Origin of the sequence: Kitasatospora sp. NPDC056651 (assembly GCF_042792155.1) — a bacterium.
Taxonomy (GTDB): domain Bacteria; phylum Actinomycetota; class Actinomycetes; order Streptomycetales; family Streptomycetaceae; genus Kitasatospora.
In genome coordinates this window covers 31,532-52,268 of record NZ_JBHTWX010000062.1, presented here as the reverse complement: position 1 = coordinate 52,268, position 20,737 = coordinate 31,532, and the positions used below count along the sequence as shown (strand labels likewise).

Here is a 20,737-nt window from a genome sequence, read left to right as displayed (position 1 = left end):
GCCGGCGCGGGGGGCCCGGTGGTGGGGGGCGGGGGGGGGGTCTTGTTGGGTGACTATTTTAACATATATTATTCTGCCGCTTTTTTGCGGGGGCGGTGGGGCACCGGCCCCCGCGGCCGTGGCATCGATCCTGCCCGGCCGGACGACCACCGAGCCCGGGCGACCACCGAGCCGGACGAGGGAGAGGGCGGACGATGCCGGTACCGCTGTACCAGGCCAAGGCGGAGTTCTTCCGCACCCTCGGCCACCCCGTGCGGATCCGGGTCCTGGAGCTGCTCCAGGACGGACCCAGGCCGGTACGCGAGCTGCTGGCGGAGATCGAGGTCGAGCCCTCGAACCTCTCCCAGCAGCTCGCGGTGCTGCGCCGCACCCAGCTGGTCACGGCGACCCGTGAGGGCAACACCGTGGTGTACGCGCTCAGCACCCCGGACGTGGCCGAGCTGCTGAGCGCGGCCCGCCGGATCCTGACCGAGCTGATCACCGACCAGGGCGCGCTGCTCACCGAGCTGCGCGCCGCCGGCGGTCGGCAGTCCCGCTGAGCCGCGCCCGGCCCGTCCGCCCCACCCGAGGAGAAGCAGCACCGTGAGCGAGAGCACGAACGACGGTACGAGCGAGGAGAAGCGGCGTCGCAAGGCGATGCTGATCCGCGCGGGCATCTACATCTTCGCCACGCACCTGTTCGCCGGTTTCGTGCTGCTGCTGTTCGCGCTCGGCGGCCGGAAGTAGCGCGCCGGACGGGACCGGCTCACCCGCGCCGCCCGTCGTCCGGCACCACGTAGCGGTCGCTGGTGCTGGACCAGGCCTGCACGCCGGCGACCAGCTCCCGGGTGCCGTCCAGGTACCAGCGTTCGGCCGGGTGGCGGCGCAGCAGGTCGCGGCGCAGCTCCTCGCTCTCCTGTCGCAGCCGCGCCACCTGGGCGCGCACCGCGTGGACGGCCCGGCCGCGGGTGCAGCCGTGCGACCGCTGGAGGGTGAGCACGGTGTTGAACGCCGCTCCGCTCTGCCGTTCCTCGCGCTCCAGCGAGTACAGGTCGTTGATCAGCGTCGCGGCGTCGGCGGTGTTGGCGCGCAGCCGGTGCAGCGCGGGCTCCGCGTGCAGCGCGGCCGGGGCGTCGGCGCCGTGGACCCGTTCCATTATGTTCATGAACGGGTAGAGGCAACTGCCGTGCCGGCGCAGCCGCATGGTGTCCGTCAGACCGAGGCCGCGGGCGGGGACGGTGCCCCGGGCGCGGTGGTCGGCCTCGGCGGGGAAGGTGGCCAGGCAGGCCCGCCACTCCCGGGCCGCGCGGGCGCGCCACTCGGGGGACATCGACGCGGTCTGCCGGGTCCACAACTCGCGCCAGGACTCCAGCAGTCGGCCGTCGGACGGGCTGCCGTCGGGGGCTCCGTCCAGGACCGCGACCAGCGGGTCCACCAGGGCGTGGGCCTCGGCGGGGTGGCGGCCGGGTGACTCGTCGAAGCGGTCGTCCAGGATGGTGAACCAGCCCAGCACGTCCACCAGGAGGTCGAGTTCGGCGCCCTCGACGCGGGGGAAGGCGCGGCCGATCAACTCGTGCAGCGCGTAGGCCCGGTAGCGGGGGAGTTCGGACGGGGCGAGCAGGCCGTGGCGGACCACCCAGTCGGCGTGACGGTCGGCGGCGGCCCGCAGGTCGCGGGGCGGGATGGGCCCGGCCGGCGGGGTGCGGTCGGCGCCGTCCGCGGGGGCGGTCCCGTGGGCGGCGCCGGCGAACGGACACCGGTCGGGTGGCGGCTCATCGGGGGAGGAGGGCACGGTGCCTCCTGGTGGGGCTGTTTCGCCGGGTGAGGAGGCGGCGTCGCCCTCGCGGGAGGCCGCCGCGGAGCCCCCGCGGGGGGAGCGTGCGCCGCGTGGCGCGAGCCGGACCCGCAGACCGTGTGCCTGCACCGTGGTCCACACCACCTCGCGGGCCCGCGAGCCCTGGACGGCCGTCGGCCGCCAGCGCCGCAGGATCGAGGCGGCCGCGACGGTCAGCTCCGCCCAGGCGAAGGCCTCGCCGATGCACTTGTGCTTGCCCGCCCCGAACGGCAGGAAGGAGGGCCGGCCGGTGCCTCCGACGTCCTGCCAGCGTTCGGGCCGGAAGCTCAGCGGCTCGGGGTAGCGCACCGGGTCGCGGTGCAGCGCGGTGAGGCTGTACAGCAGCTCGGTGCCGGCCGGGACGCGGTAGGGGCCGAGTTCGACCGGCACCCGGGCGGTGCGCATCAGGAAGGCGTTCGGCGCGTGCAGCCGCACCACCTCCTGGGTGACGCTGCGGGTGTACGCGAGCCGGCCCAGCGCCTCGGGCGTGGGGACGGCGCCCGCGGGCAGGTGCTCGTCCAGTTCGGCGAGGATCCGCGCCTCCACCTCGGGGTGGCGCAGCAGTTCGTCCAGCAGCCAGGTGAGCGTGGTGGAGACGGTCTCGGTGCCCGCGCCGAACATGGTGATCGCCTCGGAGCGCACGTCCGCCTCGGTGAGCGGGCAGCCGGTGGCCGGGTCGGTCGCGGTGCGCAGCAGCGCGGGCAGGGTGCGCCGGACCGGTCGGCCGGAGGCGTCCTCGGCGCGGCCCTTCAGGGCCTGGTCGACCACCCGGTTGAGCACCCGGACGGCGTCGTCGAACCGCCGGTTGACGGGCAGCGGCAGCCGGGCGAGCGCCGGGTTCGGGTAGAGGGACTGGACGATCTGCCCCTTCACCAGGCCCGGCAGGGCCTGGTGGAAGGCGAGGGTGGCTTCCTCGCACAGCCGGGCGTCGAACAGGGCACGGGTGACGATCTCCAGCGCCAGGTGGTTCATCTCCTTGGCCACGTCGAGGACTTGGCCGGGGCGCCAGCGTCCGGCCCGCTCCTCGGTGACCTGGTGCATCACGGCCAGGTACTCGCCCATCCGGTCCGCGCCGAAGGCGGGCTGGATGGTCCGGCGGCGGTCGCGGTGGGCCTGGCCCTCGGACATCAGCAGGCCGTCGCCGAACGCCGTCTTGAGGGTGTCCTGGACGGCGCCGCGCGGGCAGTCGTGGGCCAGCGCGACGAGCAGGGTGTGGACCAGCCGGGCGTCGGTGACCACGCAGACGGTGCGCGGGCCGAGGCGGATGCGGACCACCCCGCCGTGGCGGGAGAGCGAGCCGAGGAAGCCGAGCGGGTCGCGCAGCAGGGCGGCGGCGTGCCCGAGGCCGGGCAGGGCGCCGGGGGCCATCGGGGGGACGGCGGCGCGGGCCAGCGGGGAGGGACCGGGTGCGGTTCTCGGGGGGACGATCAGCTTCCGCGTCTCGGTCAGCAGGGACATGACACTTCCTCTCACCAGAGTGGCCGGCGCGGGCGATGCCGGGTGGCAGTGGCGGGCCGGCCGCGGGACGGGGGACCGCCCAGCGCGGGCCCCGCGCGCGCCCCCGGCGGGAGGGCGCACGTTTGGCAAACGCGCCGGTTTCCCGAGCGTTGCGCCGAATGTGCGGGGATCACTCCAACGGCCGATCGGATCGACCCTTTCGTGCGTGCTCGAAGACCGGTGTTGACCTGCGCGGATGCCGTTGCCCGAGCGGTCCGCGGCGATCCCGGAGGGCAGGGCCTTTCGGCCCTCGCCGTACGGGCGTGCGAGGGACAGCATGGTTGCGAAGAAGGAGGCCCCTGATGACCCGTCTGCGCCACCGGCCCGCCCTCGACGTCCGGGTGGAGATCCGCGGTGAGCTGCCGCGCGAGGACGCCGAGTACGCCCGGGCGCGGGCGCTGGAGACCGCCACCGTGCTCGGCCCCGACGCCCACACGCTGCGGCTGCGGCTGACCCGCTCGCGCGACCGGTCGATGGCCCGGCCCGCGCTGGCCCAGGCGCACGTCGAGCTGGCGGACGTCGGGCCGGTGCGGGTGCAGCTGGCCACCGGCACCGCGCGGGAGTCCGTCGACCTGGTGCTCGGCACGCTCGCCGGGCGGGCCGTCCGGCTGCGCGAACAGGGCGACATCGGCTTCGCCGTCGCGTACGAGAGCGCCTACCGCCCGAAGTTCGCCGACCGTCCGCTCTCCCAGCGGCGGATCGCCCGGCACAAGGCGGTGGTGCTCGCCCGTCGCACGCCCGGGCAGGCGGCGCTCGAACTGCTGGCCCTCGACCGGCGGTTCCACCTCTTCGCGGACGCCGTGACCGGGCGGGACAGCCTGGTCCACCGCTGCTCGCCGGGCGGTGGGGTGGAGCTGTGCGCCGCGGTGCCCCCGCTGGACCTCGCCGAGGCGGCCCGCCGGCTCTGGCTGATCAACCGCCCGTTCGTCGGCTACACCGACCCCGGCGACGGCCGGGTCCGGGTGCTGTACCGCCGCTTCGACGGTCACTACGGCTTGATAGCGCCGGTATCGGACGGCCGGATCGGGGCAGGAACCCTGTCGGCACTGGACTGACACCGCGGCACGACGACCACACCACGAAATCTCCACGACAGGGGGCCGGGACCATGGACTGCGACGAGGTCATGCTGACCGTCCGGATCACCGCCACCGAGCGCGCGTTGCTGCGCGACCTCGCGCGCGGGCACGGCGGCGACGTCTCCGAGGTGGCGGTGGACGGGCTGCTGGAGGTCATCCCGGCACTGTACGACGACGCGTCCGTCCTGCCGCTGCTGCGCGTGCTGACCAGACCGGCGCCCTTCGCGCTCACGCTCTGGCTGCCCGCCCCGGTCGCGGACCTGCTGCCGCTGCTCGGCGAGCGGCTGGTGCGCACGGGCGGTCCGGCGGCCGGGCAGGCCAGCGCGGCGCTCTCGGTGGCGCTGCGGCTCTGGCTCGCCGGGGACCGGATCGCCCTGGCGGCCGGGCTGGCCCGGCTGCACGGCGGCTGCGGCACCGGCACCGGCACCGGCGCGGTCCCGGTGCGGGTCGGAGCCGGTGCGGTGCCGGTGCGGGCCGGGGTCGGTGCGGTGCCGGTGCGGGCCGGGGTCGGCGCGGCGGCCTTCGCCATGGCACCGGTGAAGGCCGCCGCCTGAGCCTCCGCCGTTTCTGACGGACCGTCATGTCCCGGCCCGGCGATGGCATGTCCGGGGCGGGAAATCTCCTGGTCGGAGCACTGTTCAGCTCCCCTCGACAGGTCTAGCATTCCGTCACGGCCGACGGAGTCACCTGCCCCGGGGCTCCGGCCGGGTGGCCGCCACCACTCCCTGCCGGGGAGCGCTGCCCCCCTGTTGCGCTCCCCGGCTCCTCCCTGCCCCGCGCCCTGCCGCGTCCTGCGCCGTGCGGGCCCCGCGCCCTGCCCTGCCCTGCCCTGCCCTGCTCTGCCCTGCCCCGACGCGCCCCGCCCCGCGCCCCGCCCCGCGCGCCGTCCGGCCCGTCCACGCGGGGAGCCGCGGCGCGTTTCTGTTATCTCCCGCCGCCTCCTCCGCTCTCCGGAGTGTCGCAAGCCCGTTCCCCCGCAGGGGCCCGGGCCCCCGCGCGAGGAGAGGAGCGCGTCCGTGGTGGCCGCAACGGCGAAGTCGGCTGCTCTGCTCCCCGGGTTCCGGGCCGGCGGTGAACACCGTTCGGATCGCGTCGAATTCGGCCGACCTGATCCGCCCCGCCGCTCCGGCCGCCGCCGGGCACTCGTGGCAACTCGCCGCCACCGGAGCCGGCTTCGCCCCCGGTACGGACGGCGCGCGCCGGGGCCCGGCCGCCGGCCCTGCGGCCCCCGCAGCGGCCGACCGCCGGAACTTCCGGCCGGACGGCGGCTCTTGCCGGAAGTGGTCGTCGGTGACGTCCTCATGGGCCGTTGCGGGTAAGGCTGTTCCTGTGAGCCCGTGAAACCGGTCGTCCCGTACGTCGGCCACCCTTCGGCCGGCATCCGCCAACGCCCGTGCGCCCCAAGGCGCGCGGGCCCGACGCACGTCGATCGGCCGCTGTCCACCCAGCGGCGGCCGTTCCCGCCTCCCTGCCCCCACACCGTCCGAGGACCATCCCGTATGCGAACCCGTCTCCGCTCCGCCGCCCTCGCCCTCGCCGCCGCGGCCGTTCCGCTGGCCGCCGCCGCGCCCGCCGCCGCCCACGGCGAGGGCGTCCACCTGGACGTCACCGGCCAGCGGAACGGCCGCGTCAGCACCCTCGCCACCTGGGAGAACGACCACGACCCGGTGGCCGGGGAGTTCGCCGGCACGCTCTCCGCGACCGCCGCCGACGGCCGGACCGTCGGCCCCTGGCGGCTGGTCACCGTCTCCGGCCGCCCGGGGGCGTACACCACCCGGGAGGCGCTTCCCGTCGGGCACTGGCAGGTGACGGTGGACTGCTCCTTCCCCGCCGTCGGGCACGGCGAGCGCGAACTCGACGTGGACGCCGTCGTGGTCACCGACCCGGCACGCCCGGGGGAGCAGGTATCGCCGCTGCCCGAAGCCCCGCCGTGGCCCACCGGGGTGACCCCGGCCCCGCTCCGGGAGACCGGCTCGGCGCCGGGAACCACCGCCGCCCCGGTCGCCGCCCGGCAGGCCGCGTCCGGTCCCGTCCACGCGACCACCTCCGGGGCCACCGTCTGGGCCGCCATCGGGACCGCCTGCGCGGCCGTCGTCCTGGTCGCCACCGGGCTCTGGATGCGCCGCCACCGCGGCTGAGCCGGCCGGAACCCCCGCGGGGCCGTCCGGGGCCGTCCGCCGGATCCGCGGGGGCGAGCCCTCACCGGGAACCGGTCGGGCGCGAACCGACGTCCTTCCCGGTCACCGGAGGCCATCGGGCGTCCGGCCGATCGCAAGGGAGCGTCCGCGCATGAAGAAGGTCCTGATCACCGGCGGCGCGGGATTCATCGGCAGCACCGTCGCCTCCGCCCTGCTCGACCGGGGGATCACCCCGGTCGTGCTGGACGACCTCTCCCGGGGGCGGGTCGAGTTCGTCGAGGACCGGATCTTCTACCGGGGCGACATCGCCGACGCCGCGCTGCTGGCCCGGATCTTCGCCGAGCATCCCGACATCGACGCCACCGTGCACTGCGCCGCGAAGATCGTCGTCCCGGAGTCGGTGGCCCAGCCGCTGTACTACTACCGGGAGAACGTCGCCAAGACCGTCGAACTCCTGGACGCCCTCCAGCGGCACGGCTGCACCCGGGTCGTCTTCAGCAGCTCCGCCTCGATCTACGCCCCCACCGCCGACGCCCGGGTGGACGAGAGCAGCCCGGTCGACGCGAGCAGCCCGTACGCGCGCACCAAGCAGATGATGGAGCAGGTCCTCCAGGACTGGACCCGGGGCGAGGGTGCCGAGCGCCAACGCGTCATCGCCCTGCGCTACTTCAACCCGATCGGCGCCGACCCCCGGCTGCGCACCGGCCTGCAGGACCTCCGCCCCACCCACGCCCTGGGCAAGCTCATCGAGGCGCACACCACCGGCACCCCGTTCACCGTGACCGGCACCGACTGGGCGACCCGCGACGGCTCCGGCATCCGCGACTACGTCCACGTCCAGGACCTCGCCGAGGCGCACGTCGCGGCGCTGCTCCGGTTCGACGAGGTGATCGCCCCGGGCGTGGCGGACCGCTACCGGGTGATCAACGTCGGCACCGGCGACGGGACCACCGTCCGGGAGCTGATCGCGGCCTTCGAACAGGCCGTCGGCGCCGGCCTGGAGGTGCGGGAGGCGGGGCCGCGGCCCGGGGACGTGATCGGCTGCTACGCCGTGGTGGAGACCGCCCGGGACCTGCTCGGCTGGCAGCCCCGGCGCGGCCTCGCCGAAGGAGTCTCCGACGCGCTGGCCTGGCGGCGGGTCTGGTCGGCCCGGATCGGCGTCAACTGACCTTCGCGGGGCGTCACTTCACGGCCTCGCCGGACTTCGACCAGTTGTCGCGCAGCCGGTCGAGGTAGGACTGCGCCTGGGATCCGATCCTGACGCCCCGGGCGAAGGCCAGCATGTTGCCCGCGCCCGCGTTGTAGCCGAGGGCGACGAGCTCGTCCCGGGTGAGCGACACGCCCGGACGGGCGGGCAGTTGGGCGGCGAGGTCGTGCAGGTGCCAGGCGGCCGCCTGGACGGCCAGGTCGCGGTCGTCCGGCAGCTCCTCCCACTGGCGGGAGGCGAAGGGGCGGCCGGGCTTGGTGTCGTCGAAGGCGGCCCGGTGCATGTTGGCGATGCCGAAGGAGGCGTCCGGTTTGCCGCGCTGCCAGGCCCGTTCGAGCCCGGGGTCGTGCGGCTTGTACGACTCGTTGTAGAGGATCGCCATCAGCAGCTGCGGGTTGACCCCGGCCTCGGCGGCGTACTGGCGGACCGGCGCCGCGTAGTCGGCGGGGTCGTAGACGCCGGACGGCTTCGACGGCTTCGACGGCTTGGCGGAGGAGCCGGCCGAGGGCGCGGCGCCGGTGGAGGGGGTGGCCGGGGAGGGATCGGCGGAGGTCGCGCCGTCGTGGCCGTTGCCGCGGACGAGGCCCAGTCCGGCCACCACCACGACGCCGATCACCAGCCAGCGCCCCCAGCCGGACCCCTTCTTCTCCTCGCTCACCGCTGCCGCCCCCTCCCCGTTCGCCCGCGCGCTCGTTCGACCGCCGTGCGGCTGCTCGTCTCCTGCGGCAGGCTACTCGGCGGGCTTCTGGTCGCCGTCGAGGTTGCGCAGGAAGTCCTTCGCCTTCTCGACTCCGGTGTCGATCTGCCCGCTGAACTTGCCGTCCGTGCGGTCGTCGATCGTGTCGCCGACCTTCTCCAGGCCCTGCCCGATGACGTCGCCGTGGTCACGGGCGAGGTCGGTGGCCTTGTCCGCGAGGTTCTTCAGACTCTCAAACATGGTGACGCTCTGCTCCTCTGATGCGTTCCTGATGGTGTGCCGACGTGGCGGGGATCATGACCATCCTAACGACGGCCACCAGAGGGTCTGCCGCTGCCGGGTGACAGCGGATGACTTTGCTGAAATGGGTTTGTATGCTCCAGCCCGTCTACTACAGCGATGTAGAGGCCGGGAACGTCACCAGGACGTCGCCGGGACGTCACCAGGACCGAGGACGTCCCGGCACGTGCGGCGGTGCGCCAGCGCACCGCCGCGGCCGCAACGATCGAGGGATGTGCGCATGGCCGGTCAGCGGGCGAGAACGCCGTACCAGGACGCGGGACCGCGCACCGAGGACCGTGCCCTGCCCGCCCAGCGCTCCCGGGCGGCCGACGCGGAAGCCCCCGGGACCGGCCCGGACACCGGTGCGGCCCGGCAGGCCCGGGCGCCGCGGCCGGGGGCGGCCCGGCGCCGGCAGCAGGCGCGACGGCGCGGCGCGGTGGCGGCGGCGCTCTCGGCGGTCGGCCTGCCGCTGCTCGGGGCGGTCGCGGACGAACTCGACGGGCCGGGCGTCGGCCTCCTGTTCGCGGTGGGCTCGGTGCTGGGGACGGCCGCCGCGGCGGCCCTGTGCGGACGGACGGGCCGGTGGTGGGTGGTGACGGCCGCTCCGGTCGTGGTGCTGCTCACCGCGTCGGGCGTCGAGTACCTGGCGAACCCGGGGAAGTACCAGGGCAAGAACCTCGGAACCGGTGCGCTGCGCTGGGTGGTCGGGGCGTTCCCGGTGATGGCGGTGGCGGTGGCGGCGGCCCTCGCGGTGGTCGTGGCCCGCGTGGTCGCGGACCGGCGGCGGGCGGTGGCGGAGCGCCGACGAGCCGGCCGGGCGGCTGCCCTGGCCGGAAGGGGCCGCCGTGGCTGACCGCCGCAGCCGTCCCGGCGGCCGCGGCCGGCGCGGCCACGCCCCGCACCGCGGCGCCGACCCGCTGACCGCGGTCGGGCGCACCGTGGCCTGCACCGTCTCGGCGGCCGTGCTCGGTGCCAGCGGCTTCACCTGGTACGAGTACCGCAGCCTGGACGACGGCATGATCAAGTCCACCGCGCTGAGCGAGGCCAAGAAGAACGCCCCGCCGCACCTCGACAAGTCCGTCAACCTGCTGCTGATCGGCCTGGACAGCCGCAAGGACATGGACGGCAACGACCTGCCCAAGCAGTTCGTGGAGGACGAACTGCACGCCGGCTCCAGCGGGATCGGCGGGTACAACACCAACGCCCTGATCGTGCTGCACATCCCGGCCAACGGCGGCAAGGTGACCGCGCTGTCCGTCCCGCGCGACGACTACGTGCAGACCACGGGCGCCGACGGCAGGCAGCACAAGATCAAGGAGGCGTACGGCATCGCCAAGGAGGCGGCCGAGCAGAAGCTGTCCGGCAAGGGGCTCTCCAAGGCGGAGCTGGAGCGGCAGAGCCGCGAGGCCGGGCGTTCGGCGACCATCCAGACCGTGCAGAGCCTCCTGGACGTGCCGATCGACCACTTCGCGGAGGTGAACCTGATCGGCTTCTACGACATCGCCAAGGCGGTCGAACCGATCCAGGTCTGCCTCAACCACCCGGTGGACGATCCGATCACCGCCAGGACCGCCGCCCACGAGGGCGGCGGCACCGGCCTCAGGCTGCCGGCCGGGATCAGCTCCCTCGACGCCGCCCAGGCGCTCTCCTTCGTCCGCCAGCGCCACCACCTGACCAACGGCGACCTCGACCGCACCCACCGGCAGCAGGCGTTCCTCTCCTCCGTCGAGTACAAGCTCAAGCAGCAGGGCATCCTGAACGACCTCGGGCAGATGCAGAAGCTGTTCGCGGTGGTGAAGAAGGACGTCGTCATCGACAACGAGTGGAACATCCTCGACTTTGCCCAGCAGGCGCCCAACCTGACCGGCGGCAACGTGGAGTTCAACACCCTGCCGATCACCGGCTTCAAGACGGTCGGCGGGCAGGAGGTCAACACCGTCAACCCGGAGCTGATCAAGAAGATCGTCCGGCAGCTCTTCAGTCGCGAGCCGGCACCCGCCGCCCCGGTCGCCCCGGCCGCCACGCCCGGGGACGCGCCGAGCGAGCCGCCGCCCGCGCCGTCGCCCTCGGCCTCGCCCGGTCCCGGTCCGGCGGCCAGGACGGTGGTCGACGTCAACGCCGCCGCGGGGGCGGGCGCGGCGGCCGGCGAGTCCAGGGCGCTGGGTGAACTCGGCTACCAGGCGGGCCGGATCGGCGAGGCCCCGGTCAGGACCAGGGCCACCACGGTCGCGTACGGGGCCGGGGCCAGGACCGACGCGCAGCAGCTCGCCGCCCGCTACGGGGTGGCCGCGGTCTCCTCGACGGCCGTCCCGGCGGGCCACGTGCTGCTCACCCTCGCCGTCTCCCGCACCCCGGGCCCGACCCCGGCGGCGCCGACCGCCGCGGCCACGGCCGACCCGTCGGCGGGGCTGCCGATGCAGGGTCCGGCGGTGAAGGCGGGCGGGATCCCGTGCGTGGACTGAGGCCCCGCCGGGGCGGCGGCCCCGGGCTCCGGCGGGGCGTCAGACCGGGCGGGTGTCGCGGTGCCGTCACGGCCGGGGCGCCTTCACCCCGTGGACGGCGGCGTACTCGGCGGCGAGCCAGGGGCCCAGGTCCTCGACGAGTACGGCCAGGGCGGCCCGGTCGGTGGTCGGGGTGCGGGCGATGGCCGCGGCGAGGCGCACCTGGGCGGCACGCTCGGGGTAGTGGGCGGCGAAGGCCTCGGCGGAGGTGGCGAGATCGCTTGTCCAGCCGCCCCAGCGGGGCATCACCAGGGTGAAGGCGGTGCGGACGAGGCGGCGGGAGACGGCACGGGAGAGCGCGCGCAGCTCGGCCTCCGCCCCGGCGGCGGCCAGGCGCTCGCGCCAGCCGGGCAGGGCCTGGGCGAGGTCGCCGTTAGTCTCCCGGGCGAGCAGCGAGGTGGGGCGGTAACGGGGGAGCCGGTCGGCGAGGTCCTCGCCGAGCAGCGGGGTGCAGAGGCAGGCGACGAACCAGCCCAGGTCGTGGCGCTCCGGCTCGCTGAGCAGCGTGCCCACGCCGAAGAGCAGCACGCCGACGCCGTCGACCTCGGCGAACTCGGCGTCGAGCGCGGCTTCGAGGGCGTCGGCGCCCGCCCGGTCCACGGCCGTGGGCTCGTGGCGCAGCGCGAGCAGGACGTCGAGGTCGGAGACACCTGGGACCGCGGTGCCGCGCGGGACGCTGCCGTAGAGGTAGGCGCCGTGCAGCCGGTCGGGCGGGAAGAGCGTGGCGATCCGCTCGCGGACGGCCGCGACGACCGGCGCGAACGCCGGCGGCACGCGGTCGAGCGAGCCCTCCCGCGCGATGTACCCGTCCCGGTCCAGCCCCTGAGTGGTGGTCATGCGGCCACTCTGCCCCACGTCCACCGCGCTGACCAGCGAATATCCGTCGGGCGGGCCGATTGTCAGTGCCCCGTGGAAGCATCCGTCGTGCACGGAACGGAACGGCGTGAGGGGAACGGCATGGGCACCTGGGACATCGGGCACTTCGACAACGACTCGGCGGCGGACTTCTGCGGCGGCCTGGACGACGCGGCGCCGGGCGAGCGCGAGGGGAAGCTGCGGGCGGCGCTGCTGGGCGCCGCGCGGGCGGAGGAGTTCCTGGACTCCGACGAGGCGGTGGAGGCGGTCGCCGCTGCCGCGCTGCTGGCCGCGCAGTGCCCGGGCGGGGCGCCGGTGACCACCGCGTACGGCCCCAAGGAGCCGATACCGCCGCTCTCCGCCGATCTGCGTCCGCTCGCCGTGGAGGCGCTGGACCGGGTGCTGGCGGAGGAGTCGGAGCTCGCGGAGCTGTGGGACGAGACGGAGGAGGGGCCGGCCTGGCGCGCGGGCATCCGGGCGCTGCGGGAGGTTCTCGACCCCGCGCCGGAGACGACGGAGGTCCCGTCGTCCGAGGTCTGAGCGGCCGTCGGGCCCCGTTCGCTCCCGGGTTCCCCCGTTCGCCGTAGCGGCGGCCGTCTCGGCCGCGCCGGTCGTCGCCGAGCGCGCCGACCGGTGGTCAGCCACCCTGGAAGCCCCGCCGGGAGCCGGTTCGGCCGACGCCCGTGGCGGGCTCCCCGGACACCCCGCGAACGCGAGGAGGCGGCATGCGGCAGCCCACCACCCGAGCCGAGGGCCCGCCCGGCGCCGTCCGCGGCTGGCTGGACGCGCTCGCCGTCGTACTGGCCGGGCTGGTCGCGATGGCGGCGGTGGCCGCACTCGGCCTCTGGCTGGCCGGGGCCGACGACCTCCCGGACGGGGGCTTCCCCTCGGTGCTCGCCGCGACGCTCGCGCTCGCCGTGGGCGGCTCCGTCCTCCTGGACGGCGGGGCGGGAGGCTTCGCGGCCGTGGGGGCCGGGATCAGTGCGATGCCGCTGAGCGTCTCGGTGGCCGGTGCGGTGGCGATGGCCGAGGTGTTCCTGCGGCAGTTGCGCTTCCGCGCCGTCGCGGGCGGCGGCGAACTGCTCGGGCGGATCGGCCGGACGGTACTGCTCTGGCTGCTCGCCCTGGCGCTGCTCACCCTCGGCGCCCGGCACAGCTTCGTCGTCCCGCTCGGCGACGATCTGGCGCAGTCGATCAGCGGTGCGCTCGGGCTCACTCCGGAGGTCGGCTTCCATGCCGACGGCCCGACCACCGTCGGCATCGGGCTGGCCTGGCTGCTGCTGGTGTTCGCGGTCACCTTCGCGGTGTCCCGGCGCGCCCCGCTGCCGCGCGCCCTGGTGCGCTACCAACTCGTCGTCCGTCCGGCCGCGTTCGCGCTCTGGCTGGTGCTGCTGACCTACCTGGTGATCGGGGCGGTGACGGGGGTGCTCACCGCGATCGTGCACGGCAACGCCCGGCAGACCCTGGCCGTGGTGCTGCTCGCGCTGCCCGACCTGGCCTGGCCGGCCTTCGCCATCGGGCTCGGCGCCGAGTGGCACGGCCGACTGGTCGGCGTGCTCGGCCTGCCCGTCCCCGCACCGCTCAGCGCGGTGCTGCGCACCTCCGACGGCGGGCAGGCGACCATCGGCCTCGGCACCCTCGCGGAGCACGACGCGCGCAGCTGGTGGCTGCTGCCGATCGCCGCCGTCCTGCTGCTCGCGGCGGCCTTCCTCGCGGCCCGCCGCTCGCCGCGCACCGTCCGGCTCCGGCAGCACGCCGTCCGCTTCGCGCTCGCCACCGCCGTCACCGTGCTGCTGGTGGGCCTGTGGACCAGGGTGGACGCCGACTACGGACTCTCCGTGCTCGGTGTCGGCCTCGGCCGGGGCGGCCTGGGCGACCTGCTCGGCGCCGTCCTCGGCGGCGACAACCCGTCGGCCGGGCTGGGCGGCGGCAGCCTCACCCTGCGCCCGGTGCTCTGGACGGCGGTACCGCTGGCGGCGGGCTGGGGTCTGCTCACCGGTACGCTCGGCGCCCTGCTCGCCACCCGGGTGCGCCACCGGGGCGAGGCGACCGAAACCGGCCACGTGCCGACGGGCGGGGCCGCCGGCTGACAGAATCACCCGGGTGTTCGCACGGTTGCGCGGGAGTCCGCGCCTGGCGGCGCTGCTGCTCCTCGCCGGGCGGCCCGCCGGTGTCGGCCTGACCTGCGCGATCATGGCCACCGACCTCACCGCCAACAGCTACGCGGTGTACCGCCTCCAGCACAGCGGCCTCGCCGAACAACCCGGTATCCAGCGGATCGCCGCCTTCACCGCCCTCGTCCTGCCCACGGCGCCCTGGCTGCGCGGCAGGCTCCGGGCGGCCGGGTTCAGAGCGCCTCGGCCAGCAGGATGACCGCCGCCGGGACGGCCTGGCCGAGCGCGCCGCGCCACAGCCTCGGCGCCGAGAGGAACAGGGTGATCCCGCCCGCGAGCATGAACGCGGCGATGTAGCGCATGATCGCCCGGCCCGAGCCGCTGTGTCCGCTGTGCAGCAGGACCAGTGCGGCGACCAGGCCGAGCGCCAGGAACAGGTTGTAGAAACCCACGTTGACGCGCCACAGCCGGACCTCCGGGGCGTCCGCGGTGCTGCCGGTGAGCAGGCGGCGCACCCGAGGGTGCCCGTACAGGAAGCTCTCCAGTGGCCACACGACGAGGTGGATCGCGGCGGCGACCACGGCGAAGGCCTGGCTCACGGCGTTCATGGCGGACGGCTCCCTGCTGGAGCGGAGGACGGGCGGGGTGCCGGGCCGGGCCGGTCTGGTCCGGTCTGGCGGCCGGCGGCGGGTGCGGACCCGGTGGTGCGCGGATCGCGTGGTGCCGGGGGATCCGGGGACCGTTCAGTACAGTTTCGCCGCTCGGACCGACCGGCCGCGAGTCGGTGCCGGTGGCCGCGGTGAGGGACGGCGCGAGGGACGGCGCCGGCGGGGTGCGCCGGGGCGCTCGCGCACGGGCCGCGTCCCATCGCCGCCGCCGGTGCCGCGACGGTCCGGGAGCCCCTCCGGAGTGCGGGATTGGACTGGACCACTGTCGCGGCGCGGCACTATCGTTCGGCGTGCCCGCGGGTCGCGCGGCGCCGGACGTCGTCGAGTGCTTCGGAACGGAACCCATGAGCATCTGGCCGCAGTTGCGCCGATCCCGGACCGTTCGAGCCGGCCACGCCACCGGCCGGGTGCTGCGCTGCGGACTGATGGACACCATGCTCGCCGACCTCGCCGTCTCGGTCGTGCTCTGTTTCGAGAGCCCGCTGGACGACGACCGGCTCGCGGCCGGGCTGGCCCTCGCGCTGGAGCGGGTGCCGGTCTTCGCCGGCCGGCTGCGCACCGTCGAGGGCGTCCTGGAGGCGGTCTGCGACGACGCCGGAGTGCCGTTCGAGGTCTATGCCGTGGAGGGCACGCTCGCCGAGGCGATGGGCCGGGTGACGGCTGCCGGATCCGAGCTGGTCGCCCCGGTGGACGCCCCCGCCGCGCGGGCGGGCGGGGTCCCGCTGCTCACCGTACGGATGACCCGCACGGCCGATGGCGGGACGGTGCTCGGCTGCTCCTGGCACCACGCGATCGGCGACCTGAACAGCTTCGCGCTGCTGCTCCGGATCTGGTCCGCCGCGGTCGGGGGCGAGCCGCTTCCCGAAGCCGAACTCGTCGACGACCAGGACGAGTTGCTGGCCGAAGTGCTTCCCGAGGCGGACTGCGGCCGGCCCGGCTTCCGGCTGCCCTCGGCGGCGGAGGCGGAGCTGCTGGCCCGGGAGGTGGCGGCCGGTCCGCGCGCCAACCGGATCGTCCAGATCGCCTTCACCGATGCCGAACTGGCCAGGATGTGCGAGGAGTTCGGTGCGGCGGCCGGGCGGAGGCTGTCCTCCGGGGACGCGCTCTGCGCCCACCTCCTGAGCACCCTGCGGGAGCTGGACGGGGACGACGCCGAACGGATGCTGACGGTGCCGGTCAACGTGCGGCGCTGGCTGGGCCTGTCGCCCGCGCTGGTGGGCAACCTGCTGAGCGAGGTCCATCTGCCGCACCGGCCCAAGGACGGCCCGGCGGTGCTGGCGGGCGCGCTGCGCACCGCGGTCGAGGAGTTCCCGACCGCGCACCTCAACCTCCGCGCCAACCTGTGGTTCCTGGCCACCCTCGGCCGCTCGCGGCTGCGCGACTGCGTTCCGCTGGGCTTCGATCCGCAGGAGCGCCGGTTCACCTTCTCCAACTGGAGCGGCTTCGACGTCTACCGGGTGAGCTTCCAGGGGCAGTGCCCGGTGCTCTTCAGTCCGGCCGCCAACTACCCGATCACCTGGGTGTGTTGGACGGTCGAGGGGTATCGCGGCGAGGGCCGGCTGGCCACCGTGGTGCTGCCGGCCCGGCTCGCCGCCCGGGTGCGCGGCACGGAGGGCCGGGCGGCGCTGCACCGGTTCCGGCGGGCGGAGGACCAGCCGCCCGCGTCGGCGGCCGTCCTGCCCAGGGTGATCTGAGCGGGGCGGCCGCCGGGCCCGTCACCAGCGGCGCTTCACGACCGCCGTCACCAGCGGCGCTTCACGACCGCCGTCACCAGCGGCGCTTCACGACCGCCGTCACCAGCGGCGCTTCACGACCGCCGTCACCAGCGGTGCTTCACGACCGCCGCGAGCGCGTGCCGCAGCTGCTCCCGGCCGGGCTGGACGGCGCGGTCGAGGACGGGCGCGAAGGGCAGCACGGCGCCGTCCGGGCGGGTGATCCGGCGCGGCGGGGCGAGCAGGCGCATCTCCTCGGCGGCGGTGGCCAGCACCTCGGCGCCGAAGCCACAGCTGCGGTTGGAGTCGTCCAGGACGACCAGCCGTCCGGTGCGCTCCAGCGATTCGGCGAGCGCCTGCCAGTCGAAGGGGTGGACCGTGCGCGGGTCGAGGACCTCCACCGAGAGTTCCGGCGCCAGCTCCTCGGCCACCGCGAGGGCGTCGTGCACCAGGTGCCCGAGGGCGACCACGGTGACGTCGCTGCCCGGCCGGCGGATCACGGCCCGGCCGATCGGCACCGGGGCGAGGTCCCAGGTCACGGTCTCGCGCACCGGCATCGCGGCGGCGGGGGCGAACACCACGACCGGGTCCGGGTCCCGGATCGCCGAGCGCAGCAGACCGTAGGCGTCGGTCGGGGTGGCGGGCACCACGGTCTTCACCCCGGCGTGCGCGAACAGGCTGTACGGGTGGTCGGAGTGCTGCCCGGCCCAGCCGTCCCGGGAGCCCGAGCCGGGCACCAGACAGGTCAGCGGGACGGCGGCCTGCCCGCCGGTCATCAACGAGAACTTGTGGGCCTGGTTGACGAGTTGCTCGAAGACCAGGAACAGCAGGGACGGGATCTGGAATTCCAGCACCGGACGCCGGCCGGCCAGCGCGGCGCCGACCGCCATCGAGGTGAAGGCCTGCTCGGACAGCGGGGTGTCGACGATCCGGTCCGCCCCGAAGCGGTCCAGCAGGCCGAGGGTGGGCCCGGCCAGGCCGGCGCCGATGTCCTCGCCGAACACGCAGACCGCCGGATCGGCGGCGAGTTCGTCGGCCAGCGCCCGGTTGAGCGCCTTGGTGTACGAGAGCCTGGTCACGGTGTCGCTCCCGCCCGGGGCCGCAGCCCGTCGGCGTACAGGTGGTCCAGCGCGCCGGCCGGGTCCGGGTGGTCCGAGGCGAGCGCGAACTCCTCGGCGGCGGCCAGCTGTTCGGCCACCGAGCGGTCCAGCCCGGCGACCGTCGCCGGGTCGAGCGGGGCGGCGGCCCGGGGGAGCGGGTCGCGCTCGCGCCAGGCTCCGACCTCCTCGGCCGAGCGGTAGCGCAGTTTCATCCGGCGCTCCATGGTGTGGTGGCCCTCGTAGCGGTAGGTGCGGCAGGCCAGGAAGCCGGGGCCGCCGCCGTCGCGGGCCCGTTCGACGGCGCGCAGCGCGGCGGCGCGGACGGCCTCGGTGTCCATCCCGTCCACGTCCTCGGCGGGGATGCCGAAGGCGGCGGCCCGGCCGGTCGCGCTGCCCGCGACCGCGGTGGCGGCGGGCAGGGTGGTGGCGTAGCCGTTGTCCTCGCAGACGAACAGCACCGGCAGGCGCCACATCGCGGCGAGGTTGAGCGACTCCAGCAGGACGCCCTGGTTGAGGGCGCCGTCGCCGAAGAAGGCCACCGCGACGGGGATGCGGCCGGCCGGTGCCCGCCCGGGGCCGGTGGCGGCGGCCCAGGCGGCACCGACCGCGATCGGGGCACCGGCGCCGACCATGCCGTTGGCGCCCAGGATGCCCAGTGAGAAGTCCGCGGCGTGCATCGAGCCGCCCCGGCCCCCGTTCGCGCCGCCGACCCGCCCCAGGAGCTCGGCGAGCAGCCGGTGCGGCGCGGTGCCCCGGGCGAGCACATGGCCGTGGCCGCGGTGGGTGCTGGCGAGCCGGTCGGCAGGGCCGAGCGCGGAGCAGACGCCGACCGCGACGGCCTCCTGCCCGATGTACGGGTGGATGCCGCCGGGGATCGCGCCCGACTTCACCAGGTCGAGCGCCAGCTCCTCGAAACCGCGGATCAGCCGCAGCATCCGGTAGCGCTCGGCCGGGGTGCCCAGCGGGGCGGGGGCGACCGGGTCGGCGGGGCCGGTCGGCCCACTGGGAGCGGTCACGGCCGTCCCCGCCAGACCGTCGGGCAGTACCGGGGGTCGGCGTAGTCCGGCCGGCCGTCGTCCGTTCGGCGCACCAGCACGTCGTGGTTGTAGACCACCGGCTCGCCGTCCGCCCGGTCGTGCCGGCGGTACTCGTTGGCGCCGTCCTGGAGGTGCAGCGAGACCGCCCGGCGTGGGTGGGCGGCCAGGTTGGGGCCGCTGCCGTGGTAGGTGCGGCAGTGGTGGAAGGACACGTGGCCGCGCGGGATCACCATCGGCACCTTGTGCACCCGCTGCCCGTTGTGGGCGGCGTTGGCGGACAGGATGTCCTCCAGCTCGGAGTTGTCGCGGTCGGCGAAGTGCCGGGTGGAGTCCTCGCCCGAGGGCAGCTCCCGCCAGCGGTGGCTGCCGTCGACCATGGTGATGGTGCCGTTCTCCTCGCGGCAGTCGTGGAACGGGACGAAGGCGGTGAGCATCTCCTCCGAGGTGCAGGTCTGCCAGTAGTGCTTGTCGAAGTGCCACGGCACCCGGTTGCTGGGCTCCTCGGGCGCCGGCGGCTTGTAGATCAGCGTCGACTGGAAGATCCGGATCTCCTCGGCCCCGGCCAGCAACGCGGCCACCGCGCCGACCAGGGGCTTGCGCAGGATCGCGCCGATCGCGTCGCTCTCGTGGTGCACGTAGTCGTTGTGCCGCTGGACCGGCCCGTCCTCGGGCCGCCAGGAGGCCAGCCGGGGCGGGCGGACGGGCAGCTCGCGGTCCCGGTGGCCGGCGTAGTACAGCTCGGTGGCGGCCTGGAGGGCGTCCAGTTCCTCGTCGTCGAAGAGCCTGCGGGACAGGTACCAGCCGTGCTCGCGGTAGTGCGCCACCTCCTCGGGGGTGGGCAGCAGGGCGCGCTCGGCCTCGGTGAGCCGGAACTCGGCGGGGGTTTCGGCCATCGGACCGGTCTCCTCGGGGTGTGCGGGCGCGGCCCGGTCGGCGGTGGTGGCCCGGTCGGTGGCGGTGGCGGCGGCCCGGTCGGTGGCGGCGGTGCGATCGGTTGCGGTGGCGGTGGGGCTGTGCCGTTCGACGGCCTCGTACAGGGCCTTGATGTTCGCGGTGCCGAAGGTACCCGCTCCCTGCCGCTCGATCAGCTCGAGGAAGTAGGTGCGCCGGGGGTGGGTCGAGCGGGCGAAGATCTGGAACAGCTGGCCGCCGTGGTCCTGGTCGACCAGGACGTGCAGGTCGCGCAGGGTCTCCACCGGGATGGCCGTCTCGCCGAAGCGCTCGGTCAGGGCGTCGAAGTAGGCGCCCGGGGTGGTCAGGAACTCCACGCCGCGCTCCCGGGCGGTCCGGACGGCGCCGGCGATGTCGCGGGTGCTGAAGGCGAGGTGCTGGACGCCGGCCCCGCCGTGGGCGGCGAGGAACTCGTCGATCTGGCCGGGGCGGCGGGTGGTGTCGGGTTCGATCAGGGTGAAGGTGACGCCGCCGGAGGCGCTCTGCACCACCTTGGAGTCCATCGCCTGCTCGCCGACCTCGATGTACTCCTCGAAGATGGTGCGGAAGCCCAGGGCCTCCTCGCAGAAGCGGACCGCGTCCGTGAGGGTGCCGGCCGGCAGGCAGATCGCGACGTGGTCGAGGTCGTCCAGCAGCCGGGGCTCCGGGGTGGGCGCGGTGCTCGGCAGCGGCACCAGGCGCAGCGCGGTGTCGCCGAAGCCCTCGATCAGGGCGCCGGCCCGGTCGAGCACCCGGGCGCCCCGCCGCTCGGCCCGCTCCAGCGCGGCGGCCGGGTCGGCGCAGCCGAGCGCGAGGACGGCGATGCCGTCCCCGTGCCGGGCGACGTACTCGGCCACCGGGTGCTCGGGGTCGGCGGCGGAGGTCAGCCGCACCCCGATGGTGCCCTGGCGCAGGCCGATGGTGCGGGCGCCGTCCGGCGCGGTGGTCGGGGCGTCGGCGACGAAGCCGTAGTCGGCGCGCAGCCCGGCGGCGGTCTTGTCGGCGTCCGCGCAGTGCAGCTCGACGTGGGTGATGGTCTGGATGGTCAACGGGATCTCCCCCCGGGAGGGATGGTGGATCGGGGATCGGCCGGTGCCGCGCGGCGGT

20 protein-coding genes are annotated in these 20,737 nt (G+C 75.3%); 12 read left to right on the top strand and 8 right to left on the bottom strand.

Going from position 1 to position 20,737, the window contains the following annotated elements:
- Positions 1-194 precede the first annotated feature (194 nt).
- A complete protein-coding gene (locus ACFRAR_RS23430; protein ID WP_316525843.1) occupies positions 195-539 on the top strand; it encodes a metalloregulator ArsR/SmtB family transcription factor in 345 nt (114 codons plus the stop codon).
- Positions 540-582: 43 nt separating this feature from the next.
- Positions 583-726 (top strand): DUF6126 family protein, encoded by a 144-nt coding sequence (locus ACFRAR_RS23425; RefSeq protein WP_380700094.1) that lies wholly within the window; start codon positions 583-585, stop codon positions 724-726.
- Between the two features lie 19 nt (positions 727-745).
- Here the strand turns inward: ACFRAR_RS23425 and ACFRAR_RS23420 are convergent, their stop codons facing one another.
- A complete protein-coding gene (locus ACFRAR_RS23420; RefSeq protein WP_380700093.1) occupies positions 746-3,271 on the bottom strand; it encodes a cytochrome P450 in 2,526 nt (841 codons plus the stop codon).
- 341 nt (positions 3,272-3,612) lie between these two features.
- On the opposite strand from ACFRAR_RS23420, the gene ACFRAR_RS23415 reads away from it, so the two are divergent.
- From ACFRAR_RS23415 to galE, 4 genes are all read left to right on the top strand, one after another.
- Positions 3,613-4,365, top strand: coding sequence for a sigma 54 modulation/S30EA ribosomal C-terminal domain-containing protein (locus tag ACFRAR_RS23415; protein ID WP_380700092.1), 753 nt, complete (start codon positions 3,613-3,615; stop codon positions 4,363-4,365).
- A 53-nt stretch (positions 4,366-4,418) separates the two neighbouring features.
- Positions 4,419-4,943: a hypothetical protein gene (locus ACFRAR_RS23410; RefSeq protein WP_380700091.1), complete on the top strand. Its 525-nt coding sequence runs from the start codon at positions 4,419-4,421 to the stop codon at positions 4,941-4,943.
- Between the two features lie 945 nt (positions 4,944-5,888).
- Positions 5,889-6,527, top strand: coding sequence for a hypothetical protein (locus ACFRAR_RS23405; protein ID WP_380700090.1), 639 nt, complete (start codon positions 5,889-5,891; stop codon positions 6,525-6,527).
- A gap of 151 nt (positions 6,528-6,678) precedes the next feature.
- A complete protein-coding gene (gene galE, locus ACFRAR_RS23400) occupies positions 6,679-7,695 on the top strand; it encodes a UDP-glucose 4-epimerase GalE (protein ID WP_380700089.1) in 1,017 nt (338 codons plus the stop codon).
- Between the two features lie 13 nt (positions 7,696-7,708).
- Here the strand turns inward: galE and ACFRAR_RS23395 are convergent, their stop codons facing one another.
- A complete protein-coding gene (locus tag ACFRAR_RS23395) occupies positions 7,709-8,392 on the bottom strand; it encodes a transglycosylase SLT domain-containing protein (protein WP_380700088.1) in 684 nt (227 codons plus the stop codon).
- 72 nt (positions 8,393-8,464) lie between these two features.
- Positions 8,465-8,671 (bottom strand): antitoxin, encoded by a 207-nt coding sequence (locus ACFRAR_RS23390; protein WP_380700087.1) that lies wholly within the window; start codon positions 8,669-8,671, stop codon positions 8,465-8,467.
- A 280-nt stretch (positions 8,672-8,951) separates the two neighbouring features.
- On the opposite strand from ACFRAR_RS23390, the gene ACFRAR_RS23385 reads away from it, so the two are divergent.
- The gene (locus ACFRAR_RS23385) at positions 8,952-9,566 is read left to right on the top strand and encodes a DUF6542 domain-containing protein (RefSeq protein ID WP_380700086.1); all 615 of its coding nucleotides are present in this window, start codon (positions 8,952-8,954) and stop codon (positions 9,564-9,566) included.
- A complete protein-coding gene (locus ACFRAR_RS23380; protein WP_380700085.1) occupies positions 9,559-11,175 on the top strand; it encodes an LCP family protein in 1,617 nt (538 codons plus the stop codon). The genes ACFRAR_RS23385 and ACFRAR_RS23380 overlap by 8 nt, the downstream gene beginning before the upstream one ends.
- Positions 11,176-11,241: 66 nt before the next feature.
- On the opposite strand, the gene ACFRAR_RS23375 is transcribed toward ACFRAR_RS23380, so the two are convergent.
- Entirely contained in the window at positions 11,242-12,051 is an 810-nt protein-coding gene (locus tag ACFRAR_RS23375) for a nucleotidyltransferase domain-containing protein (protein WP_380700084.1), read from the bottom strand.
- A gap of 120 nt (positions 12,052-12,171) precedes the next feature.
- Here ACFRAR_RS23375 and ACFRAR_RS23370 point away from each other — a divergent pair, with 120 nt between their 5' ends.
- From ACFRAR_RS23370 to ACFRAR_RS23360, 3 genes are all read left to right on the top strand, one after another.
- Entirely contained in the window at positions 12,172-12,609 is a 438-nt protein-coding gene (locus ACFRAR_RS23370) for a DUF4259 domain-containing protein (protein WP_380700083.1), read from the top strand.
- Positions 12,610-12,794: 185 nt separating this feature from the next.
- The gene (locus ACFRAR_RS23365; protein ID WP_380700082.1) at positions 12,795-14,159 is read left to right on the top strand and encodes a streptophobe family protein; all 1,365 of its coding nucleotides are present in this window, start codon (positions 12,795-12,797) and stop codon (positions 14,157-14,159) included.
- A gap of 13 nt (positions 14,160-14,172) precedes the next feature.
- On the top strand, positions 14,173-14,442 hold the full coding sequence (locus ACFRAR_RS23360; RefSeq protein WP_380700081.1) for a hypothetical protein: 270 nt from the start codon (positions 14,173-14,175) through the stop codon (positions 14,440-14,442).
- Here ACFRAR_RS23360 and ACFRAR_RS23355 read toward each other — a convergent pair.
- On the bottom strand, positions 14,417-14,791 hold the full coding sequence (locus ACFRAR_RS23355; RefSeq protein WP_380700080.1) for a DUF1304 domain-containing protein: 375 nt from the start codon (positions 14,789-14,791) through the stop codon (positions 14,417-14,419). The two genes, ACFRAR_RS23360 and ACFRAR_RS23355, sit on opposite strands and share 26 nt — an antisense overlap.
- Positions 14,792-15,195: 404 nt before the next feature.
- Between ACFRAR_RS23355 and ACFRAR_RS23350 the strand changes: the two genes are divergently transcribed.
- The gene (locus ACFRAR_RS23350; protein WP_380700079.1) at positions 15,196-16,545 is read left to right on the top strand and encodes an acyltransferase; all 1,350 of its coding nucleotides are present in this window, start codon (positions 15,196-15,198) and stop codon (positions 16,543-16,545) included.
- A gap of 125 nt (positions 16,546-16,670) precedes the next feature.
- Here the strand turns inward: ACFRAR_RS23350 and ACFRAR_RS23345 are convergent, their stop codons facing one another.
- Genes ACFRAR_RS23345 through hppD form a run of 3 tightly spaced genes read right to left on the bottom strand, consistent with a single transcriptional unit; the run spans position 16,671 to position 20,679 of the window.
- Positions 16,671-17,642, bottom strand: coding sequence for an alpha-ketoacid dehydrogenase subunit beta (locus tag ACFRAR_RS23345; protein WP_380700078.1), 972 nt, complete (start codon positions 17,640-17,642; stop codon positions 16,671-16,673).
- Positions 17,639-18,679: a thiamine pyrophosphate-dependent dehydrogenase E1 component subunit alpha gene (locus ACFRAR_RS23340; RefSeq protein ID WP_380700077.1), complete on the bottom strand. Its 1,041-nt coding sequence runs from the start codon at positions 18,677-18,679 to the stop codon at positions 17,639-17,641. The genes ACFRAR_RS23345 and ACFRAR_RS23340 overlap by 4 nt, the downstream gene beginning before the upstream one ends.
- Entirely contained in the window at positions 18,676-20,679 is a 2,004-nt protein-coding gene (gene hppD / locus ACFRAR_RS23335) for a 4-hydroxyphenylpyruvate dioxygenase (RefSeq protein WP_380700076.1), read from the bottom strand. The genes ACFRAR_RS23340 and hppD overlap by 4 nt, the downstream gene beginning before the upstream one ends.
- Between the last annotated feature and the right edge of the window lie 58 nt (positions 20,680-20,737).